The organism is Streptomyces sp. NPDC090119, assembly GCF_044747085.1.
In the GTDB taxonomy this organism is placed as follows: Bacteria; Actinomycetota; Actinomycetes; order Streptomycetales; family Streptomycetaceae; genus Streptomyces.
The window spans coordinates 753,205-775,652 of sequence record NZ_JBIVDK010000002.1 but is presented as its reverse complement, the minus strand read 5'-3'; the positions used below and the strand labels follow the sequence as shown (position 1 = coordinate 775,652).

The following is a 22,448-nucleotide window of genomic DNA, read 5'->3' as shown; positions in this document are numbered from 1 at the left end:
CGCATGCCCCCGATGGACCGTCTCCACAAGCGAGGCACCGCGCCATCTGCTGACAATTGGCGAAGACCCTCGCGCGGTGTTCGTGCAGGCGCGTCTACGATGGAAGCCTTCACGTCACCGCACCCACCTCGCCGACCTGAAAAGCCCTCAAAAGCTTCCAGGGAAGGCCCGTCGAATCCTGATGGGGAACTCAATGTCGTTCATCGGCCGTGACATGGCTGTCGACCTCGGGACCGCCAACACGCTGGTGTACGTCAGGGGTCGCGGGATCGTACTCAACGAGCCGTCCGTCGTGGCGATCAACACCAACACCGGTGGCATCCTCGCGGTCGGCGCCGAAGCGAAGAAGATGATCGGCCGCACGCCGGGCAACATCGTGGCCGTGCGGCCGCTGAAGGACGGCGTGATCGCCGACTTCGAGATCACCGAGCGGATGCTCCGCTACTTCATCCTGAAGATCCACAAGCGGCGGTATCTGGCCCGGCCTCGGGTCGTCGTCTGTGTCCCCTCGGGCATCACAGGCGTCGAGCGGCGCGCCGTCATCGAAGCGTCCTCCCAGGCGGGCGCCCGCCAGGTGCACATCATCGAGGAGCCCATGGCCGCGGCCATCGGTTCCGGCCTGCCGGTCCACGAGGCCACGGGCAACATGGTGGTGGACATCGGCGGCGGCACCACGGAGGTCGCGGTCATCTCCCTCGGCGGCATCGTCACCGCCCAGTCCATCCGCGTCGCGGGTGACGAACTGGACAACGCGATCATCCAGTACATCAAGAAGGAGTACAGCCTTCTGCTGGGTGAGCGGACGGCCGAACAGATCAAGATCACGATCGGTTCGGCGTACGACCTCGACTCCGACGAGCACACCGAAGTCCGCGGCCGGGACCTGGTGTCCGGGCTGCCCAAGACCGTCGTCATCTCCGCCGCGGAGGTACGCAAGGCGATCGAGGAACCGGTCAACGCGATCGTCGACGCCGTCAAGACGACCCTGGACAAGTGCCCGCCGGAGCTGTCCGGCGACATCATGGACCGGGGCATCGTGCTGACCGGCGGCGGCGCCCTGCTGCGCGGCCTCGACGAGCGGCTGCGCCATGAGACCGGCATGCCGATCCACATCGCCGAGGACCCGCTCGACAGCGTCGCGCTCGGTTCCGGCAAGTGCGTCGAGGAGTTCGAGGCACTGCAGCAGGTGCTCGACGCCCAGCCGCGCCGATGACATCACCCTTCGATTCCGCCGTACGAGACGTTCTGCTCTCGTGCGGCGGATCGTTGATATAGAGGCATAAGCTCCCCCAACGGACCCCCTTCGATTCGCGTATCGGCAACGGCGCTTTATCGGGGGTCCCCGAATTCCTATAGAGGAAGGGCACGGCCGCCGCACGTGAGGGACACGAAAGAGAGCCGCCTGCTCCTGGTCCTGCTGATCGCCATCGCGTTCGCACTGATCACGGTGGACATCCGCGGAGGCCGGAACTCCCCGGTCGACGGAGCCCGGCAGGCCGCGGCCGCGGCCTTCGGCCCGATCGAGAACGGGCTGTCCACGGTGGTCGATCCGGTCGGCAACGCCGTCTCGGCCGTACGGGACTCCGGAGACCGCCATGACCGGCTCGCCGTCATGGAGAAGGAGAACGCGGCACTCAAGGCCAAGCTGGGCAGCGACGACCGCAACCGCAGCCGTCTGAACCAGCTCGACCGGATGCTGAAGGTCGCCGGTCAGGGCCAGTACGGCATCAAGGGCGCCCAGGTCATCGCCATAGGAGCCGCGCAGGGCTTCTCCTGGACCATCACCATCGACGCGGGCGCCGATGACGGCATCAAGCGGGACATGACCGTGCTCAACGGCGACGGCCTGGTCGGCCGCGTCACCACGGTCGGCCCCGAGACCGCCACCGTGCTGCTCGCCAACGACCCCGACTTCACCGTCGGCACCCGGATGGAGGCGGGCGACGAACTCGGCTTCGCCTCGGGACAGGGCGACCGCCCGCTGCGTGTCGAACTCCTCAACGGCAAGGCGGAGGTGAAGAAGGGCGACCGGCTCGTCACCTTCGGCTCCCAGGCCGACAAGCCGTTCGTGCCCGGCGTGCCGGTCGGCGTGGTCTCCCGCGTCGACCCCTCCGGCGGCGGCCTGACCCGCACCCTGTACGTCACCCCGTACGTCGGCTTCAGCAAGCTCGACATCGTCGGCGTGGTCGTCGCGGGACCGAAGAAGGACCCGCGCGACGAGGTCCTCCCGGCCAAGCCCAAGCCGGTCCCGACGCCCACGGTGACCGTCACGGTCACCCCCTCGGCGGACGGCTCCGCGCCGGACGACTCCGACACCAACGGCCAGCAGCAGTAGGAGCTGAACCCCCATGCGCCTCAACCGTGTCCTGCTCTCCACGGTGCTGGTCGTCGTCGCCCTGGTGATCCAGGTGAGTGTCCTCGCCCGCCTCCACCTGCCCGGTGCCGTGCCCGACCTGCTCCTCCTCACCGTCCTCGGCCTCGCCCTGGTGTACGGCCATGTCGGCGGCGCCCTCGTCGGCTTCGGCGCCGGACTCCTCGCGGACCTCGCGCCGCCCGCCGACCACGCCGCGGGCCGCTACGCCCTCGTGCTGTGCGTCATCGGCTACTTCGCCGGGCTCGTCAAGCCCGAGACCGGCCGTCTGAAGTCGGCGACCGGCCCGATGGCCGTCGTGGTCGCCGCCGCGATCGGCTCCACGCTGCTCTACGCCGGTGTCGGCGCCCTCGTCGGCGACACCGCCGCCCGCCATGTCGGCCTGCCCGGCCTGCTGTTCTCGGCCGCGCTGTACGACCTGCTGCTGGCGCCCTTCGTGGTGCCCGGCGTGATGTGGCTGGCCCGCCGCGCGGACAACGACCCGCTGGCCGAGTCCGGCCCCGCCGCCAAGGCCGGGAACATCTCCTCCGGTTGGCTCTCCTCCGGCACCGGTCTGCGCCTCGGCTCCCAGCGGGGCCTCGGCTCCCTGAAGGCCAAGGCCCGCACCCGCTCGGCCCGCGTGGGCCGCATCAAGGGGGTCAAGCGGCTGTGACCGCACCCGAGTTCATCCGCCGTCCGTACATCAGTTCCCGCGCTGAGAGGGGGAGTCAGCAGCAGTGACGAACATTCCCGAGACCGGACGGACCCCACGGGTCCAGATCCGGCTGGTCGTCATCCAGATCCTCGTCCTCTCCCTGCTCGGCACCCTCGGCGGGCGCCTGTGGTACCTCCAGATCCGCGAGGGCGCCGAGTACCAGAAGGAGGCGTCCGGCAACCACGTCCAGCAGGTCGTCGACCCCGCCGTGCGCGGTGACATCCTGGACGCGCGCGGTGTGCCCCTCGCGGACAACGAGACCCGCCTCGTCGTCTCCGCCTCGCGCACCGACCTGCTCAAGCAGAAGGACGACGGCAAGGGCGTGCTGGCCAAGCTCGCCGGTGTCCTCGGCCTGAAGCCGGACGAGGTCCAGCAGAAGGTCCGGCTGTGCGACGCCAAGACCCCCCAGCCCTGCTGGAACGGCTCGCCCTACCAGCCGATCCCGATCACCGACGAGGCCACGGCCAAGCAGGCCCTGCAGATCCGTGAGCGCGCCGAGGACTTCCCCGGCATCACCGCCGAGCCCGAGGCCGTCCGCCGCTACGGCGCCCCCGGTAAGGCCCACACCTCCCAGGTCCTCGGCTATCTCTCGCCGGTCACCGACGACGAGATCCAGAAGGCCAAGGACACCGACTCGCCCTACCTGCGCTCCGACATGGTCGGCCGCTCCGGACTGGAGCGGCAGTACGACAAGGAGCTGCGCGGCAAGGCGGGCGTCACCCGCTACGAGGTGGACAACCTCGGCCGGGTCATCGGCAAGGCCCAGGCCGACCCGGCGGAGTCCGGCTCCAACCTGGTCACCAGCATCGACTCCCGCGTCCAGCGGGTCACCGAGTTCGAGCTGGACAAGGCGATGAAGGTCGCCCGCCAGCAGTTCGACAAGATCACCGGCACCAACTACAAGGCCGACTCCGGTGCCGCCGTGGTGATGGAGGCCAAGACCGGCCGCATCGTCGCCATGGCCTCCGCGCCGGACTACGACCCGAACGTCTGGGTCGGCGGCATCTCCGCCAAGGACTACCAGACCCTCACCGGCAAGAACTCCGACTACCCGCTGCTGAACCGGGCCATCCAGGGCCAGGCCGCACCCGGCTCGACCTTCAAGGTGATCTCCACCGCCGCCGCGGTGGAGGCGGGGTACGACTTCGACGGCCGCTACCCCTGCACGAGTTCGTACTCGGTGGGCGGCCAGGTCTTCAAGAACTTCGAGGGCGAGAGCTTCGGCCCCATCCCGCTGGGCCGGGCGCTCGAGGTCTCCTGCGACACCGTCTTCTACTACCTCTCCGACCAGCAGTGGAAGAAGGACGGCGGCATCAACCCCAAGAAGGGTCAGCCGAAGGACTTCTTCTACAAGGCCGCCCACCAGTTCGGCCTCGGCAAGGAGACCGGCGTCGACCTGCCCAACGAGGTCACCGGCCGCGTCCCCGACCGCCAGTGGAAGCTGGACTACTGGGAGGCCAACAAGGACGCCTGGTGCAAGTACGGCAAGAAGGACGGCTCCTACGTCGAGAAGATCGCGTACGAGAACTGCCTCGAAGGCAACAAGATGCGTGAGGGCGACTCGATCAACTACTCCATCGGCCAGGGCGACACCCTCGTCACGCCGATCCAGGAGGCCGTGATCTACGGCGCCGTCGCCAACGGCGGCACCATGTACCACCCCACCATCGGCAAGGCCGTGATCAGCGCGGACGGCAAGACCGTGACCCCGATCCCGCCGAGGAAGAGCGGCCGTCTCCCGGTCTCCCAGGCCACGCTGAAGGGCATGGACGACGCCTTCGCGGGCGTGGTCACCCGGGGTACCGCCGCCTGGAAGTTCGGCGGCTGGCCGCAGAACAAGATCCCGCTGCACGCCAAGACGGGCACGGCCGAGGTCTACGGCAAGCAGACCACCTCCTGGCTGGCCACCTACTCCAAGGACTACACGGTGATCATGACGATCGCCCAGGCCGGTACGGGTTCCGGAGCCTCCGGTGAGGCCGTCCGCAACATCTACAGCGCGCTCTACGGCGTCAAGGGCGACGGTTCCATCGACAAGAACGCGGCTCTGCTGCCCGAGCCGCAGAAGACCCTGCCGCAGGTCCGCCCCGACGGCACCGTGGCCGCCCCGAAGATCAAGGGCGACCCGGCCAAGGACGTCGAGAACGCCCAGAAGAACAACACCAGCAACGGCGAGGACCAGCCCGCCGCCGCCACCTCGCCCTCGCCCAACACCAACAGCAACACCCGCAGGCGGGCCCGCCGGAGGGGGAGCCGGAGGACACGCACATGACCGGCAACACCTTCTCCGTCTCCGGGTACGGCCCGGAGCGCGCGGGCTGGACCAGGATCTTCGCCCGTGACTCCCTGGCCCGCAGGCTCGACTGGCCGATGCTGCTGGCGGCGCTCGCGCTGTCGCTGATCGGCTCCCTGCTGGTGTTCTCGGCGACCCGCAACCGCACCGAGATCAACCAGGGCGACCCGTACTACTTCCTGTTCCGGCACTTCATGAACACCGGCATCGGGCTCGCCCTGATGATCGGCACCCTCTGGCTCGGCCACCGCGGCCTGCGCAACGCGGTGCCGATCCTCTACGGGCTGTCGCTGGCCGGCATCCTCGCGGTGCTCACCCCGCTCGGCTCCACCGTCAACGGCGCCCACTCCTGGATCGTCTTCGGCGGCGGCTTCTCGCTCCAGCCCTCCGAGTTCGTGAAGATCACGATCATCCTGGGCATGGCGATGCTGCTGTCCGCGCGGGTCGACGCGGGCGACAAGGCGTACCCCGACCACCGCACGGTCCTCCAGGCGCTCGGGCTGGCCGCCGTGCCGATCCTCATCGTGCTGCTCATGCCCGACCTCGGTTCGGTCATGGTGATGGTGATCATCATCCTGGGCGTGCTGCTCGCCTCCGGCGCCTCTAACCGCTGGGTGTTCGGCCTCATCTCGGCGGGCGCCGCCGGTGCCATCGCGGTGTGGCAGCTGCACATCCTGGACGACTACCAGATCAACCGGTTCGCCGCCTTCGCCAACCCGGAGCTGGACCCGGCGGGCGTCGGCTACAACACCAACCAGGCGCGGATCGCCATCGGTTCGGGCGGGCTGACCGGCTCCGGGCTGTTCCACGGCTCGCAGACCACGGGCCAGTTCGTGCCCGAGCAGCAGACCGACTTCGTCTTCACGGTCGCGGGGGAGGAGCTGGGCTTCCTCGGGGCCGGCCTGATAATCCTCCTGCTCGGCGTCATCCTGTGGCGCGCCTGCCGTATCGCCCGCGACTCCACCGAGCTGTACGGCACGATCGTGGCCGCCGGGATCGTCGCCTGGTTCGCCTTCCAGGCGTTCGAGAACATCGGCATGACCCTCGGCATCATGCCGGTGACCGGTCTGCCACTGCCGTTCGTGTCCTACGGCGGCTCGTCGATGTTCGCGGTCTGGGTGGCCGTCGGGCTGTTGCAGTCGATCAGAGCGCAGCGACCGATGTCGGCGTGAGCCGGTAGGGGTGCCGCGTGAGGGCCGGGAGCCGATCTCCCGGCCCTCACCCGTGTCCGGGGGGCTGGTTGAGATCGCGGGGGCGTTCTAGATTCGGTTCATGACGGACGTGAAGCGGGAGATCGAGCGGAAGTACGAGGTGGCGGACGGTGGGCCGCTGCCCGAGCTGGCCGGGACCGGCGGGGTGGCGGACGTCGTCGACCAGGGGGTGGTCGAGCTGGACGCCGTCTACTACGACACCGCCGACGAGCGCCTCGGCGCCGCCTCGCTCACACTGCGCCGCCGCACCGGGGGGTCGGACGCCGGATGGCATCTGAAGTTCCCGGTCGCGCCCGGTGTCCGGGACGAGATCCGGGCGCCGCTCTCGGACACCGTGCCCGACGAGCTGGCCGCGCTGGTCCGCTCACGGGTGCGGGGCGCCGAGCTGGTGCCCGTGGTCCGGCTCCGGTCCGCCCGCGACGTGTGGCACCTGCTCGACGCGGACGGCGCCCCGCTGGCCGAGGCGAGCGTGGACACCGTGACCGCCGAGCGCCTCAACCGGGCGGGCGGCACCGCCCGGTGGACGGAGATCGAGGTGGAACTGGCCGACGGCGCCGACCCGGCCGTGCTGGACGCCGTCGAGGAGCGCCTCGCCGAGGCGGGCGTGCGGCCGTCGAAGGCGGCGTCCAAGGTGGCCGAGGCGCTGCGCCGGACCGGCGGCTCCCGCGCCCGGTCGGCGCGGGCGGCCGAGCCGGTGACGGCGGGGGACCACGTCCTGGCGTATCTGCGGGAGCAGCGCGAGGCGATCCTCACCCGCGACCCCGGTGTCCGCCGGGACCTGCCGGACTCCGTGCACCAGATGCGGGTGGCCACCCGCCGGATGCGGTCCGCCTTCCGCGCCTTCGGCTCGGTGCTGGACCGGGACGCCACCGCGCCGGTCGCCGCCGAGCTGAAGTGGCTGGCACGCGAACTCGGGACCGGCCGCGACCAGGAGGTGCTGGCGGACCGGCTGACGGAAGCCCTGGACGCCGTCCCGCCCGGCCAGGTCACCGGCCCGGTCCGCGAGCGCCTCGCCTCCTGGGCCACCGCCCGGCACGGCAGCACCCGCGGCCATCTGCTCGGCGTGCTGGACTCGGCCCGCTACCTCGCCCTGCTGGACGGCCTCGACACCCTGCTCGCCGACCCGCCGCTGCGGAAGCGGGCGGCCCGCAAGCCGGACAAGGTGCTCACCCGCGCGCTGAAGAAGGAGGGCGCGAAACTGTCCGGGCTGGTGACGGCCGCGCTGGCGCTGCCGCCCGGCGAGGACCGCGACCACGCCCTGCACGAGGCCCGCAAGCGGGCGAAGCGCGCCCGCTACGCCGCCGAGGCGGCCGTTCCCGCGCTCGGCGGCCCGGCCCGCGCCCTGGCCCGCGCGGCGAAGAAGCTGACCAGCCTGCTCGGCGAGCACCAGGACAGCGTGCTGGCCCGGCGGACCCTGCGCGAGCTGGCCGCGGTGGCGCACGCGGCGGGGGAGAGCGCGTTCACCTACGGGGTGCTGTACGAGCGGGAGGAGCAGGCCGCGCGGCGCACGGAGGCGGAGCTGCCCCGCAGGTGGCACAAGGCACGGTCGGCGTTCCCGCGCTGAGACCGGCGTACGGAGGAGGCGCCCGGACGGGTTAGGCTTGATGGTCACCCTTCCAGCCTCCGGCCGGGAGATGCCCTGAAGTCAGCTCACGAAGGTAATGCCGCGATGTCTGTCGAGTCGGTCTTCCCGCAGCTCGAAGCCTTGCTCCCGCATGTGCAGAAGCCGATCCAGTACGTCGGTGGGGAGCTGAACTCCACGGTCAAGCCCTGGGACGAGGCCGAGGTCCGCTGGGCGCTGATGTACCCCGACGCGTACGAGGTCGGTCTGCCCAACCAGGGCGTCATGATCCTCTACGAGGTACTGAACGAGCAGCGGGGCGTCCTCGCCGAGCGCACCTACAGTGTGTGGCCGGACCTGGAGGCGCTGATGCGGGAGCACGGCGTCCCGCAGTTCACGGTCGACAGCCACCGCCCGGTGAAGGCGTTCGACGTGTTCGGCCTGAGCTTCTCCACCGAGCTGGGCTACACCAACATGCTCACCGCGCTGGAGCTGGCGAACATCCCGCTGGAGTCCAAGGACCGTACGGTCGACGACCCGATCGTCCTGGCGGGCGGGCACGCGGCGTTCAACCCGGAGCCCATCGCGGACTTCATCGACGCCGCGATCATCGGTGACGGCGAGCAGGCCGTGCTGGACATGACCGAGATCATCCGCGGCTGGAAGGCCGAGGGCCGTCCCGGTGGCCGCGAGGAGGTCCTGCTCCGGCTGGCGAAGACGGGCGGGGTGTACATCCCGGCGTTCTACGACGTGGAGTACCTGCCCGACGGCCGGATCGGCCGTGTCGTGCCCAACCGCTCCGGTGTGCCGTGGCGCGTCTCCAAGCACACGGTGATGGACCTGGACGAGTGGCCGTACCCGAAGCAGCCGCTGGTGCCGCTGGCGGAGACGGTGCACGAGCGGATGTCGGTGGAGATCTTCCGCGGCTGCACGCGCGGCTGCCGCTTCTGCCAGGCGGGCATGATCACCCGTCCGGTGCGCGAGCGCTCCATCACCGGCATCGGTGACATGGTCGAGAAGGGCCTGAACGCGACCGGCTTCGAGGAGGTCGGTCTGCTGTCGCTGTCCTCGGCGGACCACTCCGAGATCGGTGACATCGCCAAGGGCCTCGCGGACCGCTACACCGACGACAAGATCGGCCTCTCGCTCCCCTCCACCCGCGTCGACGCGTTCAACGTCGACCTGGCCAACGAGCTGACCCGCAACGGCCGTCGCTCCGGTCTCACCTTCGCCCCCGAGGGCGGCTCCGAGCGCATGCGCAAGGTCATCAACAAGATGGTCTCGGAGGAGGACCTGATCCGTACGGTCGCCACCGCGTACGGCAACGGCTGGCGCCAGGTGAAGCTGTACTTCATGTGCGGCCTGCCGACCGAGACGGACGAGGACGTCCTCCAGATCGCCGACATGGCGACCCACGTGATCCAGAAGGGCCGCGAGGTCTCCGGCTCGGGCGACATCCGCTGCACGGTCTCCATCGGCGGGTTCGTGCCCAAGCCGCACACCCCGTTCCAGTGGGCGCCGCAGCTCTCCGCCGAGGAGACCGACGCGCGCCTGCAGAAGCTCCGCGACAAGATCCGGGGCGACAAGAAGTACGGCCGCGCCATCGGCTTCCGCTACCACGACGGCAAGCCCGGCATCATCGAGGGCCTGCTCTCGCGCGGTGACCGGCGCGTCGGCGCGGTGATCCGCGCGGTGTACGAGGACGGCGGCCGCTTCGACGGCTGGCGCGAGCACTTCTCCTACGACCGCTGGATGGGCTGCGCGGACAAGGCGCTGGCCGAGTTCGGCGTGGACCTCGACTGGTACACCACCCGCGAGCGCTCCTACGAGGAAGTCCTCCCGTGGGACCACCTGGACTCCGGTCTCGACAAGGACTGGCTCTGGGAGGACTGGCAGGACGCCCTCGACGAGACCGAGGTCGAGGACTGCCGCTGGACCCCGTGCTTCGACTGCGGCGTCTGCCCCCAGATGGACACCCAGATCCAGATCGGCCCCACGGGCAAGAAGCTGCTCCCCCTGGCCGTGAAGAACGCGGCCCCAGCACCGAGCGGCCACTCCCACTGAGCCGGACGACCGGTCGGGGACCCACCGTCCTCGACCGGCTCGGCTCCGCGGCCTGCGGTCTGCTCCTGGCGGCGGGGCAGTTGTTCGCGGCCTATGTGACGCTGATCGCGTACCTGGCCCACCCCGCCGGGCCCTGGGACAGCGAGAGCATCGCGCACGCGGACTTCGCGGCCGGTCTCGCCCTGGCCATCTCGGTCGTCCTGGCGCTGCTGACCTGGGTGTTCGTCAAGGCCGAGTGGGTGCGGACCTGGTGGTACGCGGTCCCGGCGGTGCTCGCCGTCGCCGCGCTGCTCCGGCTGACGCTGCTCGCCCCCGAGTTCTGACACGCCTGTACGCGGAAGGGCCCGCCGGATGTTCCGGCGGGCCCTTCCGCGTGTGACCCAGGTGGCGTCAGGCCGCCGGGGCGTACTTGGGGTTGGGGCCGTACTCGTTGGCCTCCGCCTTGCCCTCCGAGGCGAAGAAGACGATCAGGATGATCCAGCCGATCAGCGGGACCAGGCCGATCAGGAGCCACCAGCCGGAGCGGCTCGTGTCGTGCAGCCGACGCACGCCGACCGCGAGCGACGGCAGCAGGACCGCGAGCGCGTAGACGGTCTGGATGATCTGGGTGTCCAGGGCGTTGTCCACGATCGAGAGCACGATGCTGATGATCAGGTTGAACAGGGTGAACATCCAGTATTCCTGCCGGCGCGCGCGACCGCTGAATACCGCGTACTTCTTGAGCACGTCGACGTACCAGTGCATTTCTCGTCCCCCCAGGGAAGTGCGTGAGTGGTCTCCCATGGAAGCAGCAGCACTGGCCGGAATCCATAGCTTTGGCGTGGTCAGATCAATGCGTTACGCGGCCGCAGCCGTTCGGTGATCAAACCCCGCGTCACACCGTCCCGGCGGTGGCCAGCCGGGCGTCCAGCCAGTCGAAGACCCGCTCCTCGAACAGGGCCCGGCCGAGCGGCTCGCAGTGCAGATGCGCGCCCTCCTCCTCGGTGAAACGGACCAGCTCCTTCACGCCCGGCAGCGCGTCGTACAGCTGCTCGGAGGCGCCGGGCCAGAAGTGCTCGCCCTCCGGGTCGGTGACCAGCAGCGGGGTGGTGATGTGGTCCACGACCCGGGTGAGGTCGTGCCGGGAGACCTCGGTCAGCAGGTCGTACCGCGAGACCTCGCGGAGCAGGTCGTAGGGCGCCTCGATGCCGTACGGCTTGGCCCGCCAGCGCCAGGTCGCGGCCAGCGCCGGGTTCTGCTCCAGCGCCTCCCCGATGATCGCGTCGAAGGCGTCCCGGTCCCCGCACTCCCACAACTCGCGCAGGTCCGGCCCGAGATGCTGCCACCAGCTCTCCGCGACCCGCACCACCCCCGGATCGGCGACCGCCGCCGCGATCCGGTGTTCGAAGGCCAGCGCGCGCGGTACCCAGTACCCGGCCTGACTGATCCCGGCCAGCGCGATCCGGCGCGGGTCCACGTCGGGGCGGGCGAGCAGGAAGTCCACGACCGGGGTGATGACGTTCTCCCAGTCCGGCCGGAAGGTCACCCCGCGCTCGAACAGCATCGACTGCTGGCCGGGGCCGTCGAAGAGCAGCACCCGGTAGCCGCGCTCCACCGCCGGGGCGCCGAGCAGCGTCCAGGTGGAGCTGAGCGGGCCGTCGCTGCCGTTGTTGGCGATCAACGTCGGCAGCGGCGCGTCGCCGGAGCCGGGCGGGCTGATCAGATAGCCGGGCAGCGTCGTGTCCTCGTACGGGATCGACACCGGCTCGGCGGGCGGCTCCAGGGCCAGCAGGAAGCGGTCGAGGCAGGCGCGGTGCTCGGCGAACGCCTCCCGCGCGCGTTTCTCCGCGTCCGGGACCGCGTCCACGCCCACCATCGCGGTGCCGAGATAGCCGGCCGCCCGCAGCCAGCCCTCACGCGCGCTCACCAGATGGCCGGCCGCCGCGCACTCCTCCGCTTCCACCCGGACGCGGCGGCCCAGGTCCAGCCAGGCGTCGAACCACGCCTGCCCGTCCCCGTCCGCCACCGACGCGGCGGTGGTGAGTACTTCGCCCGCATCGGCTCCCTGCCGCCACACCGAACCGAGGGCGAGCAGGATCTCGTAGTTGAACTGGTCGTTCTCACTGAAGTGATACGTCATGACGGCTCCCGGACAGGCCGACTGAACCCCTCGCTGGTCCGGACCGCACTTCTCACGGTAGGGGCCCGGCCGCCGCACCGCACCACGGGCGGCGTGCGGGCCGGGGCGAGCGGCCCCACCATGGGACAGGGGGGCGGGCCGCGACATCCCACGACGGCACACCTCACGGGAGGACGTCCACATGGTGCAGCAGGCCACCACGGAACAGATCGCACCCAAGAAGAAGCCGGTCGGAACCGCCAGCGTGTTCCTCTCGTTCGCCCCCTGGATCATCTTCGGAGTGGTGGCCAGCCCCAGTACCTGGGAGTACGCCGCCCTGGCCGCGCTGATCGCGGCCCTCGTGCTGTCGGCGCAGGACCTGCTGCACGGGAAGATCCGCATCCTCGACGCGGCCGGCATCGTGTTCTTCGCCGTCCTCTCCGTCCTCGCCCTCGCCCTGAGCCGCTCGGACCTGCTCTGGGTGGAGACCTACGCCCAGGTCATCTCCAACGGCCTGGTCGCCGTGGTCGCGTTCGTCTCGCTGCTGTACGACCCGTTCACCGCGCAGTACGCCCGCGAGTCGACCCCGCGCCAGTACTGGGACTCGCCCGTCTTCCGGCACATCAACCGGGTGCTCACCACGTACTGGGGCGTCACCTTCGCCATCATGACGGCGTCCACCTGGCTCGCCATCGCCTACCCCGGCCAGGACGACTGGTTCAACTGGGTCATCCCCATCGCCCTGCTGGTCATCGCGGTGAAGTTCACCCAGCGCTACCCGGAGTCGTACAAGGACCGGGTGAGCGCGGCGACCTGAAAAGGCATCCAGAAGCGGGTCAGTGGCGTCCAAGAGGGTATGGACCTCGACAAGCCGCCCGCGCCCCAGCCCCCGGAGGGCTGCCTCGTCGTCGCCCTCCGGCTTCCCGTCCGGATCGTCGTGCTGGTGCTCGTGGTGCCGGTACGGCTCGCGTGGGACGCGCTGGCCGCGGGCGGACGGTTCCTGCACGCCACCGTCCTCCGGCCGCTCGGGCGTGCGCTGCTGTGGGTCGGCCGCGCCCTCTTCGTGTGGCCCTTCGTGGCGCTGTGGCGCTGGGGGCTCGTCCCGGTGGGCACGGCGCTGCGCTGGCTCGGGCACGTCCTGGTCGTCGCGCCGCTGACCTGGGCGTACGTCCATCTCCTGACCCCCCTCGGGCGAGGGGTGTACGCGTATCTGCTGGCACCGGTCGGCCGGGGGCTGGCGTGGCTCGCGCGGGGGATCGGCGCGCTGCTGGCGGCGGCCGGGCTGGGCCTGCTCACCGGCGCCGCCTGGCTGGTCCGGCATCTGCTCGTCGTGCCCGCCCGGTGGCTGTACGTCCAGGTGTTGAGCCCCGTCGGCCGGGCACTGCTATGGCTCGCGGACGCGGCTCTCACCGGGGTCGGCGCCGCCCTGTACTGGACGCTCCGCATCCTGCTCGTGCTGCCCGCCCTCGCGCTGTGGCGCTGGGTCCTGGCCCCCGTCGGCCGGGTGCTGGCCGTCGTCGCGCGCGAGGTCGGCGACGCGCTCGGGCATGCCTGGCGGGTCGCCGGGCACCTCTCCCGCGTGGTGGGCCGGGCGCTGGGGACCCTCTTCCGGTGGATCTTCGTGGAGCCCGCCCGCTGGGCGTACCGGACGATCCTGACCCCGGTCGGACACGCCGTGCGCGACGCGGTCCTGCGGCCCGCCGCCCAGGCGGCGTGCGAGGTCGGACGGGTCACCCGGCTCACCCTCGCCGCCGCCCGCGACACCCTCCGCGAGACCCGCCGGGATCTGCGGCGGGCCCTCTTCGGCGCCCCCCGGCAGCCCCTCGCCGTGGACCGCCGGGAACCTCCCGCGCGCGACCCACGTACTCTTGGTGACAGTACGACCGTTCTCACGAAGGACTAGGACACTGGGCAAGCGACAGCCCGAAGGCCCGCCGCCCGCACCCGCGGTGCAGCGCATCCGACTGCGCTACACCAAGCGCGGCCGCCTCCGGTTCACCAGCCACCGCGACTTCCAGCGCGCCTTCGAGCGCGCCCTGCGCCGCGCCGCCGTACCCATGGCCTACTCGGCGGGGTTCACGCCGCACCCGAAGGTGTCGTACGCCAATGCCGCACCCACCGGCACGGGCAGCGAGGCGGAGTACCTGGAGATCGCGCTGACCGCACCGCGCGACCCCGAGACCCTGCGCGCCCTGCTCGACGAGTCGATGCCCACCGGGCTCGACATCGTCGACGCCGTGGAGGGCCGCACCTCGGGCCTCGCCGACCGGCTGACCGCCTCCGTGTGGGAACTGCGGCTGGACGGCGTCGACCCCGAGGAGGCCCGGCGCGCCGCCGACGCCTTCATGGCGGCGGAGACGGTGGAGGTGCAGCGGATGGCCAAGAACGGCGTCCGCACCTTCGACGCCCGCGCCGCCGTCGTCACCCTGGAAACGCGGGACGAGTCGGCTGATAGGCCCAGCGACCAGCCCTGTGCGATACTGCGCCTGGTTGTTCGGCACGTGACGCCTGCCGTACGACCCGACGACGTCCTGTCCGGTCTTCGCGCCGTGGCCGACCTGGCGCCGCCGGTCCCCGCAGCGGTGACCAGGCTGGCGCAGGGGCTGTTCGATGAAGAGACCGGCACGGTGACCGACCCGCTCGCGCCCGACCGCGAGGCAGCCCCGGCCCCGAAGGCCGAACCGGCTGCCGCCGCGACGGCGCCGACGCCGGAAGGTTCCGTGTAGGGACGGACGCCGTAGCGCCGCCCTCTGATCCGGGAGCCACCTGGGTCGGGCAGCGCACCGAACCAGAAGACTTTCGCCAGGCCGTACCGACAAGGCGTACGGAACCGGCGAGACAGGACACAGAGTGCTCCCGTGCGGCGCCCGCGCCCCGGACGGCGGCCATCGCGCATCGCGCGGGCCGCGGACGTCAACGGTGGCCGGTCTTTGAGAGACCGGCCCCGGACCAGGCGCGGCGACCCGGGAGCTCCGACGGGAGAAATGCCCGCATGCTCGAACCGACCGAGCCCAACGAGGGCTCCGAATCGAACACCCCCAGCGACACGCTGCCCCCGCGCAGGCGTCGCCGCGCCGCGTCCCGCCCGGCGGGTTCGCCCGCCACCGGCAGCGGCACCGAGACCACCGCGCAGCCGGAGGCCACCACCCCGGCCGAGGCCCCCGAGGCCCCCGCCGAAGCGGCCGCACCGGCCGCCCGCCCGCGCCGCCGCACCACCCGCCGCGCCGCCGCGCCCGCCGGGTCCCCCGCCGAGGCCGTCACCGTCGCCGAGCCCGCCGCACCGGCCGCGCCCGCCGCCGAGCCCGCCGAGTCCGCCGAAGAGGGGTCCGGCACCACCGCCGCGCCGCGCCGTACCCGCCGCCGCGCCTCCGCGCCCGCCGGAGCCCCCGCTCAGATCGCCGCCGAGGACAAGAAGGCCGAGGAGGCCGACGTGGCCCAGGACACCGAGGACCAGACGGGCGCCACGCCCGCCGAGGCCACCCCCGAGACCCCCGCCCGCCCGCGCCGCCGTGCCACCCGGCGCGCCTCCGCCCCGGCCGGGGCGCCCAAGGCCGACGAGACGCCGCAGGCCGCGCCCGCCGCCGAGACGCCCGCCGAACCGGCACCGGCCGCCGAGACGGAGACGGTGACCGAGACGGCGACCGAGGCCCCGGCCGCGCGTCCGCGCCGCCGTGCGACGCGCCGTGCGTCCGCGCCCGCCGCCGAGACCCCGGCCGCCACCGAGACGCCCGCCGCGCCCGCTGAGCCCGCTGCGGCCGTCGAGGCCGAGCCCGCCGTCGAGGCCGAGGCCGCTCCGGCCGGGCGTACGCGCCGCCGCGCCACCCGTCGGGCCTCCGCGCCCGCCGAGACCCCGGCCGCCGTCGAGGAGAAGCCCGAGACCCCCGAGGCCGAGCCGACCCCGGCCGCCGAGGCGGAGCCCGAGGCCGAGGCCGCGCCCGCCGGCCGTACCCGCCGGCGTGCCTCCCGCCGGGCGTCCGCGCCCGCCGGTGCCCCGGCTGTCGCCGAGGAGAAGGCCCAGGAGAAGGCCGAGGAGAAGCCCGAGGCCGCCGCCGAGGCCGAGCCGCGTCCCGCCCGCAAGGCGACGCAGTCCGAGCCCGAGCAGACCGAGGCCGAGGGCGGCCCGCGCCGCCGCCGCCGTGCCGTGCGCCAGGCCGCGGGCGGGTTCTCCGCGCCCGCCCCCGCCGAGGGTGACGCCCCGCGCCGTGCCGCCCGGCCCGCCGTGGCCACGTTCCAGGCGCCCGTCTTCACCGAGCCGCGGTTCCAGACCCCGCAGCGCGCCGCCGCCGAGGCCGCGGCCCAGGCCGCCGGTGCCGGTGCGGACGAGACGCCCGCCGAGACCGAGAAGCCCGCGGAGGCCGCCGCCCCCGAGGCCGTCACCGAGGAGCGTGCCGACGAGCGCGCCGACAACGGCCGCCGTCGCCGTCGTCGCCGTGGTGCCGCCGCCGAGGAGACCCGCGCCGTCGAGGAGAAGCCCGAGGCGGCCGACGAGCCCGCCGAGGACGTCACCGAGGACGACGACTCCGACGACGCCGAGGGCTCGGAGGAGTCCGGCTCGCGCCGTCGTCGCCGCCGGGGCGGCCGTCGCCGCCGCCGTGGCGACGCCTACGACGACGACGAGAACGGCGAGGGCACGGACGGCGAGTCCGGCGACCTGGCCGCCGAGCAGGCCGAGCAGGACGCCGAGGACACCGCCGAGCAGACCGCCGAGGACGCCGAGGACGCTGAGGACGCCGAGGAGCAGCGGGGCGAGGAGTCCGGTGGCTCCAGCTCCAGCCGTCGCCGCCGTCGCCGTCGCCGTCGCGCCGGTGACTCCGGCGAGGGTGAGCCCAGCGACGACCCCGAGCGCACCGTCGTCAAGGTCCGCGAGCCCCGCAAGGCCGCCGAGCCGTCCGACGAGGTCCAGTCCATCAAGGGCTCGACGCGCCTGGAGGCCAAGAAGCAGCGCCGCCGCGAGGGCCGCGAGCAGGGCCGCCGCCGGGTGCCGATCATCACCGAGGCGGAGTTCCTGGCCCGCCGCGAGGCCGTCGAGCGGGTGATGGTCGTGCGCCAGCACGGCGAGCGCACCCAGATCGGCGTCCTGGAGGACGGCGTGCTCGTCGAGCACTACGTCAACAAGGAGCAGGCCACCTCGTACGTCGGCAACGTCTACCTGGGCAAGGTCCAGAACGTGCTGCCGTCCATGGAGGCCGCCTTCATCGACATCGGCAAGGGCCGCAACGCCGTCCTGTACGCCGGTGAGGTCAACTTCGAGGCACTCGGCATGGCCCACGGGCCGCGCCGTATCGAGGTCGCGCTCAAGTCCGGCCAGCCCGTCCTGGTCCAGGTGACCAAGGACCCGATCGGCCACAAGGGCGCCCGCCTCACCAGCCAGGTCTCCCTGCCGGGCCGCTACCTCGTGTACGTCCCCGAGGGCTCGATGACCGGCATCAGCCGCAAGCTGCCCGACACCGAGCGGGCCCGGCTGAAGACCATCCTCAAGAAGATCGTCCCCGAGGACGCGGGCGTGATCGTGCGCACCGCCGCCGAGGGCGCGAGCGAGGACGAGCTGCGCCGTGACGTCGAGCGGCTCCAGGCGCAGTGGGAGGAGATCAAGAAGAAGGCGAAGACGGGCAACGCCCCGGCGCTGCTGTACGGCGAGCCGGACATGAGCGTCCGCGTCGTCCGCGACATCTTCAACGAGGACTTCTCCAAGGTCATCATCAGCGGTGACGACGCCTGGCAGACCATCCACGGCTACGTCTCCCACGTGGCCCCGGACCTCACCGACCGGCTGCAGAAGTGGACCAGCGAGGTCGACGTCTTCGCCACGTACCGGATCGACGAGCAGCTCGCCAAGGCGCTGGACCGCAAGGTCTGGCTGCCCAGCGGCGGTTCGCTGGTGATCGACCGGACCGAGGCGATGGTCGTCGTCGACGTCAACACCGGCAAGTTCACCGGCCAGGGCGGCAACCTGGAGGAGACGGTCACCAGGAACAACCTGGAGGCGGCCGAGGAGATCGTGCGCCAGCTCCGGCTGCGCGACCTCGGCGGCATCATCGTCATCGACTTCATCGACATGGTGCTGGAGTCCAACCGGGACCTCGTGATGCGCCGTCTGCTGGAGTGCCTGGGCCGGGACCGGACCAAGCACCAGGTGGCCGAGGTGACCTCGCTGGGCCTGGTGCAGATGACCCGTAAGCGGGTCGGCCAGGGCCTGCTGGAGTCCTTCTCCGAGAACTGCGTCCACTGCAACGGCCGCGGTGTCATCGTCCACATGGAGCAGCCCACCGCCGTCGGTGGCGGTGGTGGCGGCAAGCGCAAGAAGCGCCGCGGCGGCGACGGCCACGTCCACGAGGGCGACGGCGAGACGCTGACGGTGGAGACGGCCGTGGCCGACATCCCCGACACGGACGTCGAGACGGCCGACGAGGTGGCCGCCGAGGTCGCCGAGCCGGTCGCGCTGCCGTCGGCGGAGTTCACCCCGGACGAGGAGCTGTACAGCTCCGTCGCCGAGGCGGAGGCCGCCGCCGGACGAGGCCGCTCGCGCCGCCGCGCCGGGCGCCGGGCTTCCGCCCCGGCGGGTGCGCCGAAGGAGGGCAACCGCCGCTCCGCCGAGCGCGCCGAGCGGTTCGAGCGGGCCGCCGAGGAGGCGCCGACCGCCGCGTCGGTCTCCGCCGAGGAGGCCGCCGCCCGGCCCGTCCAGCCGGAGCCCGCCGCCGAGGCTCAGGCCGCGCCGATGGCCGCCGAGGACCCGGTGGTCGCGCCCGAGCCCGCCGTCGAGGAGGCCGCGCCCAAGGGCCGTGCCCGGCGCCGGGTCACCCGCAAGGTGTCCGCGCCCGCCGGTTCGCCGGCCGGGGCCGAGGCCGCCGTGGTGACCGTCGCCGAGTCCGCGCCGGTGGCCGAGCCGGAGCCGCAGCCGGAGGCCGCCCCGGCGGCCGAGGAGAGCGCCGCCCCGGCCCGTCCGCGCCGCCGCGCGGTGCGCAAGGCCACCGCGCCGACCGCGTCCGAGGAGACGGCCGTCCTGGTCGTCCCGTCGTCCGCGCCGGAGGCCGTCGAAGAGGCGCCCGCCGCCGAGCAGCCCGCTGAGGAGGAGGCCGCTCCCGCCAAGAAGACCGCCCGCAAGGCGGCCAAGAAGGCACCGGCGAAGAAGACGGCCGCGAAGAAGGCCGCTCCCGCCAAGAAGACGGCGGCCGCGAAGAAGACGGCCGCCAAGACGACGACGGCGAAGAAGACGACGGCCAAGAAGGCGGCCACCAAGACCGCCAAGACGGCCGCCAAGTCGACGGCGAAGAAGACCGCCAAGGTCTCCGCGTCGGACGACGAGAGCTGAGATCGAACACCCCTCGTGTGGTCCTGCCGTTCGCGGCAGGGCCACACGGCTTTACCCCCCACGCCCCGTGAACCGGGGAAGTCGCCCCGTGCACCGGGGAAGTTAAGGAGAACCCGCGATGATAGGTCTCGTGCTGGCGGCCGGCGCCGGACGGCGTCTGCGCCCCTACACCGACACGCTGCCCAAGGCTCTGGTGCCGGTGGGCCCGGAGGGCGACGAGGAGTCGCTGACGGTGCTGGACCTGACGCTGGGGAACTTCGCGGAGGTCGGCCTGACCGAGGTCGGTGTCATCGTCGGCTACCGCAAGGAGGCCGTCTACGACCGCAAGGCCGCGCTGGAGGCCAAGTACGGCCTGAAGATCACGCTGATCGACAACGACAAGGCCGAGGAGTGGAACAACGCCTACTCCCTGTGGTGCGGCCGGGACGCGCTGAAGGACGGCGTGATCCTCGCCAACGGCGACACCGTGCACCCGGTCTCGGTCGAGAAGACCCTCCTCGCGGCCCGTGGCGACGGCAAGAAGATCATCCTCGCGCTGGACACGGTCAAGTCCCTGGCGGACGAGGAGATGAAGGTCGTCGTGGACCCCGACAAGGGCGTCCAGAAGATCACCAAGCTGATGGACCCGGCCGAGGCGACCGGTGAGTACATCGGCGTGACCCTGATCGAGGGCGACGCGGCGGCCGACCTCGCGGACGCGCTCCGGGTGACCTTCGAGCGCGACCCGCAGCTCTACTACGAGGACGGCTACCAGGAGCTGGTGAACCGCGGCTTCAAGATCGACGTCCAGCCGATCGGCGAGGTCTCCTGGGTCGAGATCGACAACCACGACGACCTCGCACGAGGACGGGAGATCGCGTGCCGATACTGACGAGGCTGATCCCCTCGCCGGTCGTCGTGGACATCCGCCCGGGTGCCCTCGCCGACCTGGCCGCCGTCCTCGCCGACCAGCGCATCTCGCACTCCGGCCGCCTCGCCGTCGCGATCAGCGGCGGCTCCGGCGCCCGGCTGCGCGAGCGGGTCGCGCCGCAGCTGCCGGGCGCCACCTGGTACGAGGTCGGCGGCGGCACCCTGGACGACGCCGTCCGGCTCGCCGACGAGATGAAGTCCGGCCGCTACGACGCCGTGGTCGGGCTCGGCGGCGGGAAGGTCATCGACTGCGCCAAGTACGCGGCGGCCCGTGTCGGCCTGCCGCTGGTCGCGGTCGCCACCAACCTCTCCCACGACGGCATCTGCTCGCCGGTGTCCATCCTCGACAACGACGCGGGCCGGGGCTCGTACGGCGTGCCCACGCCCATCGCGCTGCTGATCGACACCGACATCATCCGGGAGACCCCGGTGCGCTTCGTGCGCTCCGGCATCGGGGACGCCGTGTCGAACATCTCGGCGGTCGCGGACTGGGAGCTGGCCAACCGGGTCAGCGGCGAGAAGATCGACGGTCTCGCCGCCGCCATGGCCCGCCAGGCGGGCGAGGCGGTGCTCCGGCACCCCGGCGGCTGCGGCGACGACGCGTTCCTCACCGTGCTCGCCGAGGGGCTCGTGATGTCCGGCATCGCCATGTCGATCGCGGGCCACACCCGGCCCTCCTCCGGCGCCTGCCACGAGATCAGCCACGCGCTCGACCTGCTCTTCCCCGAGCGGGCCGCCAGCCACGGCGAGCAGGTGGGCCTCGGCGCCGCCTTCGCCACGCATCTGCGCGGTGACCACGAGGGCTCGTTCCTCATGGCCGCCTCGCTGCGCAGGCACGGGCTGCCGGTGCTGGCCGAGGAGATCGGGTTCGGCGTGGACGAGTTCGTCCGGGCCGTGGAGTTCGCGCCACAGACCCGACCGGGCCGGTACACGATCCTGGAGCACCTGGAGCTGTCCCCGGACCAGATCCGGCGGGCGTACGCCGACTACACGGCCTCGCTGGAGAGCTGAGCCCGCCGAGCCCCCCAGCTCAGGGCCCGGTTTGACCCGTACGGGACGCCCCCCGTACTCTTGACCGTCGGCGTGTCATTTGAGCATGCCACATCCCCGTAAACCTTCTCCTCCCGGTCGCCCTGGGCGGTCGGGAGAGGTCGTCCGTGGTGTTCTACCGGTGCGGCTGGCCTTCGGGGGTGCCGTTCTTCGAGCGAAAGTGAGATCCGCGTGTACGCCATCGTGCGCAGCGGTGGTCGCCAGCACAAGGTTGCTGTCGGCGACATCGTTGAGGTTGACAAGATTTCCACCGCCAATGTTGGCGACACGGTCGAGCTTTCGACCCTGCTCGTTGTCGACGGCGACTCCGTGACCAGCGACCCGTGGGTGCTGGCCGGCATCAAGGTCCAGGCTGAGATCGTGGACCACCACAAGGGCCAGAAGATCGACATTCTGCGCTACAAGAACAAGACCGGCTACCGCCGTCGTCAGGGCCACCGCCAGCAGTACACGGCGATCAAGGTCACTGAGATCCCCGCGGCTGCGAAGTAAGGGACTGAGAACACATGGCACACAAGAAGGGCGCATCGTCCACCCGGAACGGTCGCGACTCCAATGCCCAGCGGCTCGGCGTGAAGCGCTTCGGCGGTCAGCGCGTCAACGCCGGTGAGATCCTGGTCCGCCAGCGCGGCACCCACTTCCACCCCGGCACCGGTGTCGGCCGTGGCGGCGACGACACGCTGTTCGCGCTCCTGCCCGGTGCGGTGGAGTTCGGCACCAACCGCGGCCGCAAGGTCGTGAACATCGTTCCGGTCGCCTGAATCCTCTGATTCACGGCCGCGAGCGTTAAAAGCTGCGCGAGGCGGACCTCACTTCCCGGTCGGGAAGGCGGGTCCGCCTTTCGCGTGTTGACATAGGTAGTACCCGTACTTTTCTGGAGGCACCGAA

18 protein-coding genes are annotated in these 22,448 nt (G+C 71.7%); 16 read left to right on the top strand and 2 right to left on the bottom strand.

Annotated elements, in window-relative coordinates; translation table 11 throughout:
- Nucleotides 1–193: 193 nt before the first annotated feature.
- The 8 genes from ACIPPM_RS10915 to ACIPPM_RS10880 all read left to right on the top strand — a co-directional run bounded on the left by ACIPPM_RS10915 (nt 194) and on the right by ACIPPM_RS10880 (nt 10,517).
- Complete coding sequence (locus ACIPPM_RS10915) at nt 194–1,213, top strand: rod shape-determining protein (protein WP_361654642.1); 1,020 nt, start codon at nt 194–196, stop codon at nt 1,211–1,213.
- A gap of 165 nt (nt 1,214–1,378) precedes the next feature.
- Entirely contained in the window at nt 1,379–2,335 is a 957-nt protein-coding gene (mreC, locus tag ACIPPM_RS10910) for a rod shape-determining protein MreC (RefSeq protein ID WP_401445664.1), read from the top strand.
- Nucleotides 2,336–2,348: 13 nt separating this feature from the next.
- Entirely contained in the window at nt 2,349–3,023 is a 675-nt protein-coding gene (gene mreD / locus ACIPPM_RS10905; RefSeq protein WP_393606860.1) for a rod shape-determining protein MreD, read from the top strand.
- Nucleotides 3,024–3,087: 64 nt separating this feature from the next.
- Complete coding sequence (mrdA, locus tag ACIPPM_RS10900) at nt 3,088–5,337, top strand: penicillin-binding protein 2 (protein WP_401445661.1); 2,250 nt, start codon at nt 3,088–3,090, stop codon at nt 5,335–5,337.
- Nucleotides 5,334–6,530: a rod shape-determining protein RodA gene (rodA, locus tag ACIPPM_RS10895; RefSeq protein ID WP_401445658.1), complete on the top strand. Its 1,197-nt coding sequence runs from the start codon at nt 5,334–5,336 to the stop codon at nt 6,528–6,530. The genes mrdA and rodA overlap by 4 nt, the downstream gene beginning before the upstream one ends.
- A gap of 100 nt (nt 6,531–6,630) precedes the next feature.
- Nucleotides 6,631–8,133: a CHAD domain-containing protein gene (locus ACIPPM_RS10890; protein WP_401445656.1), complete on the top strand. Its 1,503-nt coding sequence runs from the start codon at nt 6,631–6,633 to the stop codon at nt 8,131–8,133.
- A gap of 105 nt (nt 8,134–8,238) precedes the next feature.
- On the top strand, nt 8,239–10,194 hold the full coding sequence (locus tag ACIPPM_RS10885) for a TIGR03960 family B12-binding radical SAM protein (protein WP_401445654.1): 1,956 nt from the start codon (nt 8,239–8,241) through the stop codon (nt 10,192–10,194).
- 95 nt (nt 10,195–10,289) lie between these two features.
- Complete coding sequence (locus tag ACIPPM_RS10880) at nt 10,290–10,517, top strand: hypothetical protein (RefSeq protein WP_401445652.1); 228 nt, start codon at nt 10,290–10,292, stop codon at nt 10,515–10,517.
- A gap of 67 nt (nt 10,518–10,584) precedes the next feature.
- Here the strand turns inward: ACIPPM_RS10880 and ACIPPM_RS10875 are convergent, their stop codons facing one another.
- Both ACIPPM_RS10875 and ACIPPM_RS10870 read right to left on the bottom strand, forming a co-directional pair.
- The gene (locus tag ACIPPM_RS10875; RefSeq protein WP_401445650.1) at nt 10,585–10,938 is read right to left on the bottom strand and encodes a DUF805 domain-containing protein; all 354 of its coding nucleotides are present in this window, start codon (nt 10,936–10,938) and stop codon (nt 10,585–10,587) included.
- A 130-nt stretch (nt 10,939–11,068) separates the two neighbouring features.
- Nucleotides 11,069–12,313 (bottom strand): alpha/beta hydrolase family protein, encoded by a 1,245-nt coding sequence (locus ACIPPM_RS10870; protein WP_401445648.1) that lies wholly within the window; start codon nt 12,311–12,313, stop codon nt 11,069–11,071.
- 181 nt (nt 12,314–12,494) lie between these two features.
- Between ACIPPM_RS10870 and ACIPPM_RS10865 the strand changes: the two genes are divergently transcribed.
- From ACIPPM_RS10865 to rpmA, 8 genes are all read left to right on the top strand, one after another.
- Nucleotides 12,495–13,109, top strand: a complete 615-nt coding sequence (locus ACIPPM_RS10865) for a hypothetical protein (RefSeq protein WP_401445646.1) — start codon at nt 12,495–12,497, stop codon at nt 13,107–13,109.
- 39 nt (nt 13,110–13,148) lie between these two features.
- The gene (locus ACIPPM_RS10860; RefSeq protein ID WP_401445644.1) at nt 13,149–14,195 is read left to right on the top strand and encodes a hypothetical protein; all 1,047 of its coding nucleotides are present in this window, start codon (nt 13,149–13,151) and stop codon (nt 14,193–14,195) included.
- Between the two features lie 46 nt (nt 14,196–14,241).
- Entirely contained in the window at nt 14,242–15,018 is a 777-nt protein-coding gene (locus ACIPPM_RS10855) for a TIGR03936 family radical SAM-associated protein (RefSeq protein WP_401445642.1), read from the top strand.
- Between the two features lie 266 nt (nt 15,019–15,284).
- Entirely contained in the window at nt 15,285–19,601 is a 4,317-nt protein-coding gene (locus ACIPPM_RS10850) for a ribonuclease E/G (RefSeq protein ID WP_401445640.1), read from the top strand.
- Nucleotides 19,602–19,719: 118 nt separating this feature from the next.
- Nucleotides 19,720–20,472 (top strand): sugar phosphate nucleotidyltransferase, encoded by a 753-nt coding sequence (locus ACIPPM_RS10845; RefSeq protein WP_401445637.1) that lies wholly within the window; start codon nt 19,720–19,722, stop codon nt 20,470–20,472.
- Entirely contained in the window at nt 20,460–21,521 is a 1,062-nt protein-coding gene (locus tag ACIPPM_RS10840) for an iron-containing alcohol dehydrogenase family protein (RefSeq protein ID WP_401445635.1), read from the top strand. Before ACIPPM_RS10845 ends, ACIPPM_RS10840 begins: the two co-directional genes overlap by 13 nt.
- Before the next feature lie 210 nt (nt 21,522–21,731).
- Nucleotides 21,732–22,052, top strand: a complete 321-nt coding sequence (rplU, locus tag ACIPPM_RS10835; RefSeq protein ID WP_161145910.1) for a 50S ribosomal protein L21 — start codon at nt 21,732–21,734, stop codon at nt 22,050–22,052.
- 14 nt (nt 22,053–22,066) lie between these two features.
- Nucleotides 22,067–22,321: a 50S ribosomal protein L27 gene (gene rpmA / locus ACIPPM_RS10830; RefSeq protein WP_401445632.1), complete on the top strand. Its 255-nt coding sequence runs from the start codon at nt 22,067–22,069 to the stop codon at nt 22,319–22,321.
- Nucleotides 22,322–22,448: the final 127 nt, after the last annotated feature.